This is a genomic window from Roseivirga sp., assembly GCF_049099775.1.
Lineage (GTDB): Bacteria > Bacteroidota > Bacteroidia > Cytophagales > Cyclobacteriaceae > Roseivirga.
Genome location: NZ_JAGDZM010000004.1, coordinates 16,692 through 32,182, shown reverse-complemented (window position 1 = coordinate 32,182; position 15,491 = coordinate 16,692). Strand labels below are relative to the sequence as shown.

The window sequence follows — 15,491 nt, the reverse complement described above, 5'->3', positions numbered from 1 at the left end:
GTTGAGAATAAATTTAATAGAGCAGTCCGTTAAATATAATACTTATCTGGCTGAGAGGTACAGAATTAGACTTAATAGCCACTAAGTTGCACTTATGAACAATGTCATCAAGTTGACATTTAGTGATAAACTAAGTATATTATTCTAGACCAAAATTTATTGTATGAATATACTGCTGGTAGATGATCACCGTATTATCCGCACTGTGTTGGGTTCTTTTTTACGAAAGTCTTTGGACTGCAACTTAAAAGAAGCCAATAATGGGCTTGAAGGATTAAACCTGTGGAAATCAGAACCCTTTGATTTAATTATTGCGGACATTAATATGCCAAAGATGGATGGCATCGAGATGACTAAGCAAATCAGTGAAATAGATAATGAAGCTAAGATTATTGCTCTTTCTATGATGGACGACTCAGTAAGCATAAAAAAAATGCTCAAAGCAGGGGCATCAGCTTATGTCTTAAAGGAAGGTGATACGGCTGATTTACTATCTGCTATAGAAAAGGTCGTAAATGGAGAAAAATTCTACTCTCGAGCAGTAACAGAAACTATCATGTCTACGCTAACAACCTCTCCAAATACGTTAGCAGGCATAGAATTGACTAAAAGAGAACTTCAAATTTTAGAATTGGTTTTTAAGGAACGGAGCAATCAAGAAATTGCTGATGAACTCTTCATTAGCTTGAGGACTGTTGAAACTCATAAACACAATATTTTAGAGAAAACAGGTTCAAAAAACATAGCAGGTTTAGTAAAATATGCGATCCGAGAAAAACTCTTTGACGATCTATTCTACTAAGTTTTTAATCTAAACCTTACTGCAGTACCTTCCCCAATAGCAGATTCAATATTCAGTTCCGCTGCAATTGATTCCGACCTGCTTTTCATGTTTTGCATACCAAACCCTTGTTCCACATTCAACGGATCAAAACCTCTGCCATTATCGATAATGTCCATAAAGAATAAATCACGATTCCGTACTTTAACTTTAATCTTCTTTGCGCCAGAATATTTTATAGCATTTGAAATAGCTTCTTGATAAATTCTGAAAATATTGGTCATCACCTTTAAATCAATGAACTGCTCTTTCCCCTGCCAGTAAATCTCAATATTACCATGATAAACGCGACTCATTTTATCAGATAAGTCTATAAAAGTCTCTTTTAAATTTTTGCTGGCATTAACCTTTATGCTGAAATTATTAATTATTAATCGACTCTCTTTGATCATCTCATCTAGCATTTCATCAATCTCTTCTAGACGGTATTCTTCATTAATGATTTGTGTTTTTAGCATTAATCTGGTTCCAATAAGCATCTGACCAATACTGTCATGAATATCTCTTGAAATCCTTAGGCGCTCCATTTCCTGTGCAACGAGCTCAATATCATCTTGATTCTTCTCCTGATCAATATTTTTAATGATTATGAAGAGTCTTTCATTGCTTTCTGTCGCTATATCTAATCTAGACATTACAGCACGATACCAAGTGTAGCCATGATCTTGAGCAATTTGAAATTCACTAATAAGGGTATCTGAGGCACCCGTTTTCAATGCATCTAATTTGCGCAGCACAGAATTTCTTTGTTCTCTTCGAATACTAGATATGAAACTATCTAAACTATGGAGATTGGTCAGAGGAAAAACACTTGGATCAATCTCTTCTACATCCCTGAAGACGTCAATCGCTCCAGACTCAAGGTCTACCTCAAATGCAACAAGGTTATCGGAACTTAAGGCCATTTGAAGCTTTCGGATTTGAAGGCTCATTTTGTTTTGATAACTGAGCGTCTCAGTTACATCTTGTACTGTGCCATGGGCAATAATCATTTTATTTTTATCATCAAACTCAAAGTAAGCCTTCTCTTCAACAAATTTGATTACTCCAGATTTGGTAACAATGCGATGTGTAATACTATAAGGCTTTCTTTCAGCCACACATTCATTGAAATACTGAATAACTGATTTTTTTTCATCAGGGTGGATAAAACTGGTGAAAGCTTCTAACGTACCCTCAAAAGACTGTGGTTCAGTATCAAATATTCTAAAGACTTCATCAGTCCACTTTAACTTATCATCTAAAACACTGAGGTGCCAGCTTCCAATTTTAGCTATTTTTTGCGCTTGCGCTAGTAGTTCGTTTTTTTCTGCCAGTTCTCTTTCTTGTCTTTTTCTCTTTGTTACATCTTGCACCATTGCCAATGCCCTTTTTCCGTTGTCAGCATATGGGTCATCAATTAAACAGACTACCAGTCTACAATTTTTAATCTTCCCAGTTTTGGTTATGTAGCGTTTATTGATTTTGTAACTATCAATTTCTCTATTAACTAGTTTTTTATACAAGTTAAGGTCCTGTTCCCTATCCTCTGGATGTGTGAACTCCACAAAGGACATTTCTGATAGTTCATTAGCGGTATAACCAAGCATGTCACTAAGGCTGTCATTTACCATATATGGTGTGCCATTGTCGGCAACCAATGCAATACCATATGGGGCTTGCTCAATTATTTCATGGAACCTATTTTCTTTCGTTTTTCGAATAGAAATATCTCGTACTATACAAAAATATTGGTCTTCACTAGCTTTATTAGCCACATTAGCATTAATTTCTACTGGTACTTTTCGCCCATCTTTAGTGGTATAAATACGTTCAAAAAGGTAAGCTCCTCCTTGTTCAACCGATTCATCGAAATAACTATCACTCTGTGCATCTCCTATCTCTTTATCCAAATCACCAATAAACATCCCTCTTAGTTCAGCCGAAGAATAACCTGTCATGGCTGAAGCCGCATGGTTAGCGGACATTATAATGAGATCCTTATTTAGGATATATATAGCGTCTGATGTAGTACTCACTAGCATCTCATATTTTTTATTAGATAGTTCTACCTCTTTTTGTGACCGTTTTCTTTCGGTTATATCTCTGGCTATTCCCAAAACTCCTAGAAGTTTTTTTCCAGAATCATAAAACGGTGTCTTAGTAGTTTCAACTTCTATTCTCTGGTTGTCATCTTTGTGGTATAAAACCTGTTCATTTTTAATAATTTGCGTCTTATTCATTACCATTAAGTCATACTTTAAATATGACTCAGCCTCATCTTTAGTCACAAAATCATCGTCTTTTTTGCCAATTATTTCATCTTCAGATAAATCGTACAGTTTTTCAAATGCTTTATTACAGGTTATATATTTTCCTGATGTATCCTTTATCCAAATCAAATCAGGAATTGTATTGATTATCGATTTAAGCTTCTGTTTCTCTAACATTAGTGCGTTAGTGACCTCCATTTGATCTGTTACATCCCTGCACACGAATAATAGGTCTTCATCCGAGAAATTGATTCTCTTAATATCTACAGACAAATGCTTGACACTTCCATTATGACATTTTATGCTATGAATAAGATCCTTAGCTACGATTGGTTCTTTAGAATTGTTGACATATTCATATAAATCTTGTTTCTCTAGACCGATAAGTTCGTTTATTGAACCTATTTCTTGGACTTGGTCAGGTGTAAGCCCAAAAATGTCATTAGTACTAGGGCATACAAGTTTAAAGCACCCGCCTTTATCGGTGATAAATACAGATTCGGACATATTGGTCAATATGTCACGGTATAAAAGGTCATTGTTTTGTCGGGTTGAAACGTTCTGAAATAGGGTAACAAATTGCCCCTTAACGGGAGAATAGACACTTAATTCAAAAGAAAGGTATGTGTCGAAATCAACGATCTCGACAAAGTCTTTTCCGTTAAAGGCAACGTCATAATATTTTTTTAACCAATGATCTTCTTGCCCTTTATAGAAAGATTCAAACAATTGAAATTTTGTAATGTGCTTTAACTCTTTGATTCCCATTCCAAAGTACTTTTCGAATCCTGGATTTACTTCGAGAATTTTTGCATCTATTGGCTCCCCTAAGTCGTTTACGGTCAATTCAAATCGAGCATATCCAATGGGCTTACTTTCTACTTCTTTCTTAAGTATTGAACCTTCCATTTAATTGAATTTTAGTCGTTAGTAATAGATAAAAATTCTATGATGCATTTCTACGTGTTTCACTTAAATAGGCGAATTGCAGACCGTAAGGTAATTACCTCTTGAAAATTACAGCACCAACTTTAAAGTTGAATAAAGGAAATCCATCGCTTTTACCAACCCCAAAAGTCACAAAGTAATCTGACTCAGGGGCATACTTTACTTGTAATGATGGATGGATGGCTAAGTAATTTTTATTATAAAACCCACCTTGTACGTTAAGCTCTAATTTTAAATTGCTTTTTGGGTTAATCGCATAACTCACATCTATTGCCTCAAATTTATTTTGGCTAATTCTATCTGCACCCTTTGCGATTTGGACCAATTGAGTATATGAGAAATTCCAACGGCTATTGATATCAACTCCAATATTGATACCATTCATATAGCCTAAGATTGAGCGTCTGCCATAAGCTGCTAATTCAATTTGAACCGAAGCCCTCGATGGCATTATATAATAATCCTGAGCTGGTAAGGAAAGAGTTCCTATAAAAATGACAAGGACAATGATGAGCGCTTTCATGACTTTAGTTTTATAGTTTTATAAATGATGACTGGCCTTTAAAAGAGGTGCCCTTCCGACACCTCTTTACACTTAAAGCTCGACTACTATGAGCTCACCTAAACAATTCTTTTATATAAATGTGTATGTCATGCGGTGCTTTCTCATCTCCACCAAAATATGGATAGAGCATATAATAGAATCCTTTCTGTTCTTTTTGTTCTCGATCAAGGACTAACGAAACACCATCCACTTCGAGATAATAACTTGATGGGTTAACCACAATACGGTAAACTGCAGTCTGACCAATTTCTACCATAGTTATGCCTTCATAGTACAATTGCTTATCGCGATAGGCATAAGCAAATATCTCTACCATGTCTTGTGCTTTATCGTATCTCCAACCGAAGCGAATACTACCATCTTGATGATGTTGATTGGCTTCTGAAAACCCCATCAATTTATTTATGTCTTGTTGGTTGTTATTGTGCAAATCATATCTAGCTGAGTTGTCAAATCTCGCACTAAACTCAAGTCTCCCAGTCTTGATAGATCTTAGCTTATCTCCTATTGAACCGTTTACTAATTTACTGCTGTGCTTACCTTCAGGTATGATGTAATGTGACTCTGGAACAATATATAAGTCAGAGCAGGATGACAGAATTATAATGAGTATGACGACGATAGCTTTCATGACTGTCAGTTTTAGTAGAGGTTCCAAATAAGTTTTATACCAGCACCATTGGAGCTAGCGTTTCCGTAGAAGAATCCAATCTTAGCATTGTCGTTTAATACAAAACGAGATTCTAGGCCGATAAATGGTTTCTGAAACTCGCTATTGAATTGAGATATTCTAATAATTGGTCCTAATTGAACTTTCTCATTGATATTTAGCATGTAGTTAAGGTTAAGACCAGACCATCTTGAGTCCATCCAACTCTCTCTGCTCGACTTATAATCTCTCATATGAAAAAAGGAAACTTCTAATTTCTCATTGAAGTTGGCTCCGATCTGAATACCATGCATGAGGTGATTATTGTAAACACCTGAATTGATTCCAACTTGAAAGCTCTGGGCTCTTTTTTGTTGAGAATTGAAATAATAGTGCTGGGCTACTGATACATTACCGATGAGGATTAGCGCGAGGAAAAGGATTAGATTTTTCATGACATCTGGGTTTTTAGTTTCAGTTGATTTTCATACCTAAATGTCGATAAGACTATGTCCCCATACATTAGAAGAACATCCAATCTTTATTGCCCAGAATCCCCTATAAAATCTAGGGGTAATAACCTAGCTGAAAGTAATCCAAACACTGAAGGCCTACTAAGGGTTTCACGTATCAGATAAAGAAAAACGGGCAATAAGGATGTTTCAGAGTACTAATACATGGAATCAAATTCGCTTTAGAATTAAAGAGAGTGAAAAAAACACAGTCTGAATTTCAATTCTCTTCAAACGTAGTTTTCAATCCAGATAAAAATTTGATCAATTTCAGGTTAATAAGCATTCCATTTTACGCAACGACTTTTAGGTTTGAATTAAACAGACTGATAAAATGCTCACCACTAAAATAAATGGTACTCCACCATACATATAGATTTCGTATTTTTCACTTCAACCTTATCTCAAACCAATGAAAACTAAGCAATCTATTTTGCTCTCTTTTTTGGGCATCATGTTGATTTTTTCAACACAAGACATTTCAGCTCAAAATCCTGATCCTGTTGACCCATCATTCTATCAAGGCTATTCTTGGAGAAATATTGGTCCACAACGCGGTGGGCGGTCTTTAGGAGCTTCTGGAAGCCCTGGAAGACCCAATGAGTATTACTTTGGCGCAACTGGTGGTGGCCTTTGGAAAACTACAGACGGCGGAAACGAATGGTTTCCAGTAACTGATGGACAAATTACCTCATCTAGTATTGGCGCAGTGGCCGTTGCAGAAACCAATCCTGATATTGTTTATATAGGTGGTGGTGAAACTCAATTGCGGGGTAGTATTACGCAAGGCGATGGCGTTTATAAGACTACCGATGGCGGAAAGACATGGCGACACCTTGGTTTGAAAGAAACTCAAGCCATTTCAAGAATCAGGGTTCACCCTACAAACCCAAATATCGTTTATGTGGCTGCACTTGGTCATGTTTATGGTGATAATGAAGAAAGAGGAGTTTTCAGGTCTAAAGACGGTGGAAATACTTGGGAAAAAGTACTTTATGTAAGCGATAAAGCTGGTGCAGCGGATTTAATTATTGATAAAACTAACCCTGATGTGCTTTATGCTTCCACTTGGCAAGTATACCGAAAGGCATGGAAAATGTGGGGCGGCGGCCCTGATTGTAAGCTTTGGAAATCATTGGATGGTGGTGATACATGGGTTGATCTGACCAAAAACCCAGGTATGCCTGAAGGACCAATCGGAAAAATTGGTGTAACCGTCTCTCCGGTTGACCCCAATAGAGTTTGGGCAGTGGTAGAAGCTAATGAAGGTGGAATTTTTCGATCAGATGATGCGGGGTGGACTTGGAAACGTGTGAATTCTGAGAGAAAACTGAGACAACGTGCCTTCTATTATTCTAGAATTTATGCCGATCCACAAGACAAGGATGTAGTGTATGGTTTAAACGTGAATTTCTGGAAATCAACGGATGGTGGTGAAACGTTCGATATCCGAATCAGGCCACCACACGGTGATCATCACGATTTGTGGATTGATCCGAATGACCCTAACCGAATGATTAGTGCAAATGATGGCGGTGGAACGGTGACCATAAATGGTGGGCAATCTTGGACAGAACAAGACTATACCACCACTCAGTTTTATCATGTTATGACTACCAGTGATGTACCGTATCACGTAGCAGGTGCTCAACAAGATAATAGTACACTGGCGATGCCAAGCGATGGCTGGCGGCACATGTTGGGCAGAGGCCCCGGACACGGATGGCACTACCCTGTCGGCGGTGGAGAAAGTGGCTGGATTACGCAGAGTCCTACTGACCCTGATGTATTCTATGCAGGTAGTCAAGGTGCTTTACTAACACGCTATAACCGAAAAACAGGCCAAAGAAGAGATATTCAGGTTTATCCGAGGTTCTTTTCTGGTGAACCTTCTAGTGCCTTACCAGAAAGGTGGCAATGGACCTTCCCTATTATGTTTTCGCCAAAAGATCCATCTACGATGTACACTACATCGCAGCATGTTTGGAAAACAACAAATGATGGCCAAACCTGGGAGAAAATCAGTCCTGATTTGACATATGCTGACCCTGAAACCCTTGGTGAAACTGGAGGTATTATTACCAAAGATATGAATGGGCCAGAGATTTACGCGACAGTATTTGCACTGGCTCCTTCAAATCATGATGTAAATACAATTTGGGCTGGTTCCGATGATGGTAAAATGCACATCACTAGAAATGGCGGAAAACGTTGGACAGACATTACGCCAAAGGATTTACCGAAATATTCAAGAATCAGTATTATCGATGAAAGTAAGTTTAATCCAGGCACCTTATACGTTGCGGCTAATCGTTATCAGGTTGACGACAGAGAACCTTATGTTTTCAAAACGACCGATTATGGTAAAACATGGACTAAAATCATTAATGGTATTGCACCAGGACATTTTGCCCGCGCTATTCGTGAAGATTTACAAAAGCCAGGACTTCTTTATTTAGCAACAGAGCATGGTGTGTATGTCTCGTTTAACGATGGTGCTAAATGGCAATCGCTTCAATTAAACTTACCTGACACGCCTATTCGTGATCTTGTCTTGAGGGATGATGACGTAGTTTTAGGTTCGCATGGCCGCGGTTTTTGGATTTTAGATGATATTCGACCGTTCAGAGAGGCTGCAAAAATCAATGGAGATAATAAAGTCACGCTGTTCAAGCCTGCTAATCCTATCAGAGGTATTTATAATGCAACGGTTCAGTACTATTTACCTGAACAGGCCGATAGTGTGAAAATTGAAATAATGGATGCCAATGGCGAATTGATTAAGTCGTTTACTGGCAATAAACAAAACGGTAGAAGCAGCATTCCTACAACTGCCAAAGGGCTGAATACCTTTACGTGGGATTTGAGATATCCTGGCGCTACAGTATTTGATGGAATGATCATTTGGAGTGCCAGACCGCAAAGCGGGCCAATAGCGCCTATCGGGAACTATAAAGTAAAAATGACTCATGATGGAAAATCTTATACGACTGATTTTGATATTGAAATGAATCCAAATCTTGAAGGAATAACACCCGAAGATTTGCAATTACAATTTGATTTAAGTGTGGCGATTCGTGACAAGACATCTGAAGCCAATGAAGCGGTTATTCAGATTAGAAAAATCCGTAAACAAGCACTGAAAATTGCTTCTGGAGACAATAATGATCTTAACACTGCCATTAAAGGCATGCTTGAAAAGCTTACGGTCATTGAAGAGGATTTGTATCAGGTAAAAAACCAAAGTCCGCAAGACCCATTGAACTTCCCTATTAAACTGAACAATCGATTAGCTTCTTTGAGAAGAAGTATTCAAGGTGGCCAGTCAAAACCCACTGATGCTGCTTATGTGGTTTTTGATGAATTGAAAAAGGAACTAAAAGGACACTTAGACAAAATGGAAAATATTCTAAAAAATGACCTAAAGAAGGTAAACGACATGCTTTCAAGTCAGAACAAATCTATTAAAATCGACTAACCGCGTCTAAAAACTTTGAAAAGAGAGCAACTGGACTTATATAAGTCAGTTGCTCTTTTTGTTCATATAACTGCATATGACTATTCGTTTCTCAATGTCTTTATCGGATTATTAATTGCCGCCTTTACAGACTGGTCGACGCATTTTCATTACACTTTATAGAGTTTATATTTTAACCAATGACATTACCTTCCTATACATAACCTTAAATATTCTCTCTAATTGATTATTATTGACTTATGAAAAAGTTAGCCTATAGTGTTATCGGTATTGCGGGTGTTTTAGCACTATTGATCTATGCTGAAAGTATTTTAATTCCTTTGGTTTTTGGCGTAATTCTTTGGTACCTCGGTACCTCAATGAAACAATTAGCGCGCAAAATTCCGGTAGTTGGTCAGAAGCTTAATACCACTATGGTTAATGTTTTGGTCTTCGTCATTTTAGTGGTTGGATTTGCAGGTTTATCGAAATTAATCACCAATAACATTGACTCACTACTTGTTTCATATGAAAGTTATAAGGTAAACATTAACAGTCTTTTAGATAAGATTAACGAAACTTTCAATATAAATATTCAAGAACAATTTAATACGGCTCAAGAGGGTTTCGATTATGGCGATACACTCAGCGGAATTGCAGGATCTATCTCCGGAATTTTAGGAGATGCTATTATTATTCTGGTTTACGCTGCGTTTATGTTTTCAGAGGAAACGAGCTTTAAGAAAAAGCTCACAAAAATGTTTATTACATCGAGTGAAGAGTCTAGGGTGATGAAAATCTTAAATAGAATTAGCACTTCTTTTGGTGACTATATCAGACTCAAAACCTATGTGAGTTTACTTACCGGAATTGTTGGCTATGTTTTCCTTGCTATTATGGGGGTGGACTCACCTTTCTTTTGGGCACTTTTGATGTTCCTTTTAAACTATATTCCTACCATTGGTTCTCTAGTTGCTACACTTTTTCCAGCTGTTTTTAGTTTGATGCAATTTGGTGAATTCACACCTTTTTTGATCATTTTAGTCGGCCTGGGCGTTATAGAATGGGTTATTGGTAATGTGATTGAACCTAAAGTAATGGGCAACTCTCTTAACTTAAGCCCACTCGTTACCATATTGGCGCTTATTGTTTGGGGGCAAATTTGGGGTATAACGGGTATGTTGCTGAGTACGCCTATTACGGTAGTAATGGTAATTGTTTTCTCTCAATTCCCCAACACTAAACGGGTGGCTATTATGCTTTCTCAAAATGGCGACGTTGAGCAAGCCGATGATGGTAATGAAGAGTAAAAAAGCCGTACTTAAGCCATTATCTTGTCGACAAGATAATTGTCTAAGCACGGCAGCTAAAACTATTCTGATTTAGTACTAGAAACTATCTGAAAGTAGGTTCCAGTTATTTACAGCATCAGAAATTTCATACCCTAGGCGTAGTCCTTCTTCACAATCCATGCTAATATGAACGCCTAATGGTATTCTTGAAAAGGCATTTTCATATGCCATATCAGAAAATGTAGAGAATGTTCTTGGTTCACTCTGGAATTCAGTTCTTCCTTCATGTGTTCTATCCGTAAAGTTGGTAGCATCTCCAAAAGCGTCTATAAACAAACCTGCTGCGGCTGATGCAAATGTAGAATGACCTGATGGATAACCCGGAAAACTAGGATTTGGCCAATCAACGAGTCTAAATAAGTTCGTTTGAAATTCTTCATCTATAAATTCATGAATAAAGACATTTGGGCGCATTACCATATGCTCATACTTGTATTTCCAAGCTGATACTGCGGCATCATTAAGTGAAAAACCAAGTTTTAAATAAAGCGCGAGTGTTTCATCAAGTGATAAGTCATATTGAACAATCAATTGGTTTGCAATGGCAAATTGCCTCGCTGGAGGGCTTATCATTAAGCCTTCCACATCATCACTCCAGAATTCAGCAATCCAAAGTTGTTCTCCTTGATCGGCTCTGGCGGCATTGTTTACGTTATATACCTCCATCATTTGCGCAAAGTAGTCACTACCCTCTTCCTCGCTGTACTCAATTGGGTCTACTGTAGTAGTTTCATCAGGGTCAATCACAAATGTCCTCACTTTTTCTCCCCAATAAGGAAATAATGCACGTTCAGGATCAGCTGAATATGTCCAGAATCCATCACCAGTTGGTGGCTCGTATGACAATGGCTGTGGGTCCAATATTTGTTCCTCAGCATCATCATCGCTTTGGCTGTAAGAGATCACTTGATCAACAACATAATTACCCCATTCTTGCGATGCGATTAATAATTCTTCTGTGACTTCAGTAGACAGTTGACTTTCAATCTCAGTTTCAAGTGCATTGATTTCACTGGTTAAATTTTCCGGTACGTTAATCAAAAAATGATCAATTGCCTTTGCAAAAGCAGTATTTAGTGCGATTTGATAATCAACTTCATCTGCTCTTTCGCTATCTCTTATACGAAGACCTCTCAGTCTTTCGTCAACAGAAATGTAATTTGTCATTCCTGGAACAGCGGTTTCATAAGCGGTAAGATAAATATAGGCAAGTGCTCTTGCTGATGCATTTGGTCTGCCTTGTGAATACTGTTCTAATCGCAACATTAGGTCTGTCCATTCATGTGCTATTCCATTGCCGGTTATTGAAATATCGTCGATTTCAGTTTCGTCAAATCCATCAATTATTTCTTCATCATTGTTACAGCTTTGGATTACAAAAGCCATAGAGATGACTAGGGAGAGTAAAGTTAATTTTGCCTTCTTCATCGTTCTTAGTTTTAGTGAAACATTGAACCCATCCATATTTGGTTCTTGAGTTCAATTCATTTATTCATTGTTGTTGAGATGACGCATAACGGATGGCTCTACCCAACCCCCTCTTCAAAATTTTATGGATTTGTATGATTAATAGAATTTTGCTAAATCAGTATTACGAATCGGAAGTCTTAATGAAAAACAAATTGAACGATGAGAAAAATTGACCAGCTTTTAGGTGAATACGGGGAAAGTCACCAAACTAAATTCAATCGTATAGTTCACTATTTCTGTGTTCCTGCTATTTTTTTGAGCCTGATAGGACTTTTTGCTGGAATCGCCTTACCAGTGGCCGTACAAGAATTTTTACCTGAAGTTTTAAGGCCTTTTGCTCATGTAGGAAGCGTTATTGTCATTCTTGGTTTGATTTATTATTTAAGGCTTTCCGTCATCCTCTTTTTCAGTATGTTGGTGTTTTCTACGATAGTATTATTAGCGATTCAACAAGTGGTTTTATTAGACTTGGCCCCCCTTTGGGTTGTCATGTTAGTAATATTTGTGGTGGCGTGGATCGTTCAGTTTGTTGGACATAAGCATGAGGGCAAAAAGCCTTCTTTTTTAAAAGATGTTCAATTCTTAATGATTGGTCCGGCATGGACGATGAGCCATTTATTTGATGCGCTAAACATTAAATTCTAGTCACTTAAAGGCAAAAAAAACACCCTCATAATAGTTATAAGGATGTTTTTTTTATCAATTAGGAATGCCGTGTTTTAAAATTCTCTATACGGAGAGTTTAAAAACTCATTAGCTTCTTTCTCGTCAAAAAGAGAAGTTTCATTGTTCCAGTGAAGCTTTTTATTCGGAAACCTTCCTGCAATTACGCCCAATAAGATGGTTTCCGTTAGCCTTGCAGAATAGGTAAATGGTGCGGTACACTCTCCTTTGCCTAAGCAGGCATCTACAAACTGATGATAGTGTTTTTCTCCTTCCGGACCATAATCTCTGACTGGCTCGCCCAAACGATCGGTTTCAGGAATAATAGACATATCGATATCTTGATATTTCCCTTTTACAATCAATTTAGGGAGTTGCATAAAGTGTGGTAGCAATAGTCTTCCTTTCTCACCCACAAACATGGCGCCTTGATCTGGTAGCGTTTCATTATTTGGTAAACGCAAGTCCTTATGCTTTTTAGGGGCATCAATGCCATCGTACCAAACCCACTTTAGATGTTTGGCTGTATACTTTGTTCCGGGGAATTTATAGGTAACGGTATTATTTTCAGGGAAACCAAACCCAGTTGGCTTCCTACATTTATTCTTAATGGTTAAAGGAATGTCTAATGCTAATGCATTATATGGTGTATCAAATATATGCACCCCCATATCGCCTAGAGTACCACAGCCATAGTCCAATATTTTACGCCAATTCCCTGGGTGATATACATTCTCTTTAAAGGGGCGTTCTTTGGCTGTGCCAAGCCATAAATCCCAATTCAAATGACTTGGGACTGGATCGGATCCTGTAGGTGCGGGTCCGTCGAACCCCCAGTTCTTAGGTGACCAAGCTCTTACGGTTTTTACTTTTCCTATAATACCTGCCTGAATGAGTAAAGTGGCTAGTTTATAGTCATAGAATGAGTGGACTTGAATACCCATTTGGGTAATTAAATTCTTATCCTCGGCCATTTTTCGCATCGCTCTGGCTTCAGAAACATGATGTGTGAGGGGTTTTTGGCAATAAACTGGCTTATTTAATCCCATAGCCATCATGGATGCAGGTGCATGGGTATGATCAGGCGTCGACACGATTACAGCATCTACTTCATTACCCATTTCCTTCAACATCTCACGATAGTCCGCGAATACTTTGGCATTTGGGTGTCTTTTTTGTGCAACGGCTAAATTCTTGGCATCTACATCACAAAGCGCCGTGACTTCTACCGCTTCATGAGATGAGATTGACTTTAAATCTTCCATGCCCATTCCCCCAACACCAATGTGAGCCGTTCTTAATTTATCTGCTTTGGCATATTGCCAAATAGAGGATGGCAAAACAGAAGCAGAGGTTAGTATTGCAGCATTTTTTAAAAACTCTCTTTTATTCATTTCTTGGAAGATTTACAGTTTGCGGATCTTAATATTTTTAAACCAGAGTGGACTATCGTGGTCTTGCAGGCCGATAAAGCCTGTTTTGAATTTGGCATAATCAGGAAAGTCTTTCCATTTACCAGCCGCTTTACGCTCGTACCAATCGTCAGTCCACGGTACAAATGAGAGTACTTTCTTGCCATTCAGCCAGTGCTCGACTAGCTCTGGTGTAAACTTTATTCTTGTTGTATTCCATTCACCAGCTGGTTTTACAATTTTAACACTGTTGTCAGGCGTATGCATGGCGTAATCCGCCGCCGTTTTCTGCCATTCAGCTAACGTAGCATTATTGATTTCTTCCCATTGTAGATCATCCAACAACTGATACTCTGGTGATACTTCTGGTGGGCCTGAATAACCTTCCTTGAGGTGATAAAAAACACCGCTATTACCACCTGGAGGCAATTTCCATTCAAGATATAGTTCAAAGTTTTCAAACTCTTCTGCTCCGTAAATAATGTCTTTTCCTCCGCTGTGTTCTGATTCTAACTTCTTTTCTGTATCAAAAGTCAAAGCGCCATCTTTAATCACCCATTGCTCGGGTAATTTATCGCCATTGTAAGCACGCCAACCTTCAGTTGAGGTACCGTCGAAAAGGTACATCCAATCATCTTCTTCGTTATTTTTTGATGAAGCCTGACACCCGATAAAGCTACCGAGGACAATAACTAAAATTGCAAGATTGAAACGTTTAAGCGTTCTACTTTTCATGTTCTTCTATTTATCAGTATTGATTGGTGTAAGTTCTAAGTTTCTCCAACGGACTTTAATGCCTCCTCCATCATGAATTTGTAAGGCGACAGAACCTTTGCCTTCGCCTATTTTTTCATCATCGAGCGTAATCATTTCTGTGCCGTTTAGCCAAGTGGTAATGCTAGGGCCTTCTACTCGAATTTTCATCTTATTCCACTCTCCCATTTTCAAGGCATTGTCTTTTTCAGGTGCTGGCTGAATTAGCCAACCACGGCCATAAGACTCATAGATTCCGCCAGTATTGCTCCCTGGAGGTGCAACTTCTACTTGCCAGCCACTTACTTTTGTACCATCCACTGTACTTCTAATAAAGACACCACTATTACCGTTCGACTCTTGAAGAAATTCAAGGTTCAGCTCAAAATCATCATAATATTCGTTAGTGGATAGATATCCGTATTGAGCACTTGGGCCACTTTCACAGATAAGTTCTCCATTTTCAACATACCACTGCTCTTCTCCATGGTTCGTCCATCCATCTAAATTTTGACCGTTGAATAATGAGATGGTTTTTGGTTGTGTAGAACAACTTGTGATTATCGAAATGGCTAAAAGCACGATTAGCCCTGTGTAATTGGGTTTCATAAAAGAGT

12 protein-coding genes are annotated in these 15,491 nt (G+C 38.1%); 4 read left to right on the top strand and 8 right to left on the bottom strand.

The annotated features are described in order from the left end of the window. Nucleotides 1-163: 163 nt before the first annotated feature. Nucleotides 164-802: a response regulator gene (locus JXQ92_RS04705; RefSeq protein WP_421985434.1), complete on the top strand. Its 639-nt coding sequence runs from the start codon at nucleotides 164-166 to the stop codon at nucleotides 800-802. On the opposite strand, the gene JXQ92_RS04700 is transcribed toward JXQ92_RS04705, so the two are convergent. From JXQ92_RS04700 to JXQ92_RS04685, 4 genes are all read right to left on the bottom strand, one after another. Beyond that, the gene (locus JXQ92_RS04700) at nucleotides 799-4,002 is read right to left on the bottom strand and encodes a PAS domain S-box protein (RefSeq protein WP_421985433.1); all 3,204 of its coding nucleotides are present in this window, start codon (nucleotides 4,000-4,002) and stop codon (nucleotides 799-801) included. The genes JXQ92_RS04705 and JXQ92_RS04700 overlap by 4 nt on opposite strands. Nucleotides 4,003-4,096: 94 nt before the next feature. Next, nucleotides 4,097-4,564, bottom strand: coding sequence for a hypothetical protein (locus tag JXQ92_RS04695; protein WP_421985432.1), 468 nt, complete (start codon nucleotides 4,562-4,564; stop codon nucleotides 4,097-4,099). A 94-nt stretch (nucleotides 4,565-4,658) separates the two neighbouring features. Next, complete coding sequence (locus JXQ92_RS04690) at nucleotides 4,659-5,237, bottom strand: hypothetical protein (RefSeq protein ID WP_421985431.1); 579 nt, start codon at nucleotides 5,235-5,237, stop codon at nucleotides 4,659-4,661. Between the two features lie 11 nt (nucleotides 5,238-5,248). Beyond that, entirely contained in the window at nucleotides 5,249-5,710 is a 462-nt protein-coding gene (locus JXQ92_RS04685) for a hypothetical protein (protein WP_421985430.1), read from the bottom strand. A gap of 469 nt (nucleotides 5,711-6,179) precedes the next feature. Between JXQ92_RS04685 and JXQ92_RS04680 the strand changes: the two genes are divergently transcribed. Both JXQ92_RS04680 and JXQ92_RS04675 read left to right on the top strand, forming a co-directional pair. Next, the gene (locus JXQ92_RS04680; RefSeq protein WP_421985429.1) at nucleotides 6,180-9,245 is read left to right on the top strand and encodes a VPS10 domain-containing protein; all 3,066 of its coding nucleotides are present in this window, start codon (nucleotides 6,180-6,182) and stop codon (nucleotides 9,243-9,245) included. A gap of 239 nt (nucleotides 9,246-9,484) precedes the next feature. After that, nucleotides 9,485-10,534 carry an AI-2E family transporter gene (locus tag JXQ92_RS04675; RefSeq protein ID WP_421985428.1) on the top strand — a complete coding sequence of 350 codons (1,050 nt, stop codon included), beginning with the start codon at nucleotides 9,485-9,487 and terminating at the stop codon, nucleotides 10,532-10,534. Between the two features lie 78 nt (nucleotides 10,535-10,612). Here JXQ92_RS04675 and JXQ92_RS04670 read toward each other — a convergent pair whose 3' ends face one another. Next, nucleotides 10,613-12,004 (bottom strand): vanadium-dependent haloperoxidase, encoded by a 1,392-nt coding sequence (locus tag JXQ92_RS04670; protein WP_421985427.1) that lies wholly within the window; start codon nucleotides 12,002-12,004, stop codon nucleotides 10,613-10,615. Nucleotides 12,005-12,205: 201 nt separating this feature from the next. On the opposite strand from JXQ92_RS04670, the gene JXQ92_RS04665 reads away from it, so the two are divergent. After that, a complete protein-coding gene (locus JXQ92_RS04665; RefSeq protein WP_421985426.1) occupies nucleotides 12,206-12,691 on the top strand; it encodes a DUF962 domain-containing protein in 486 nt (161 codons plus the stop codon). 74 nt (nucleotides 12,692-12,765) lie between these two features. Here the strand turns inward: JXQ92_RS04665 and JXQ92_RS04660 are convergent, their stop codons facing one another. The 3 genes from JXQ92_RS04660 to JXQ92_RS04650 are packed head-to-tail and all read right to left on the bottom strand — an operon-like array spanning nucleotide 12,766 to nucleotide 15,483. Continuing rightward, nucleotides 12,766-14,103 (bottom strand): Gfo/Idh/MocA family protein, encoded by a 1,338-nt coding sequence (locus JXQ92_RS04660; RefSeq protein WP_421985425.1) that lies wholly within the window; start codon nucleotides 14,101-14,103, stop codon nucleotides 12,766-12,768. Nucleotides 14,104-14,115: 12 nt separating this feature from the next. Beyond that, nucleotides 14,116-14,856 (bottom strand): 3-keto-disaccharide hydrolase, encoded by a 741-nt coding sequence (locus tag JXQ92_RS04655; RefSeq protein WP_421985424.1) that lies wholly within the window; start codon nucleotides 14,854-14,856, stop codon nucleotides 14,116-14,118. Nucleotides 14,857-14,862: 6 nt separating this feature from the next. Beyond that, on the bottom strand, nucleotides 14,863-15,483 hold the full coding sequence (locus tag JXQ92_RS04650; RefSeq protein ID WP_421985423.1) for a 3-keto-disaccharide hydrolase: 621 nt from the start codon (nucleotides 15,481-15,483) through the stop codon (nucleotides 14,863-14,865). Between the last annotated feature and the right edge of the window lie 8 nt (nucleotides 15,484-15,491).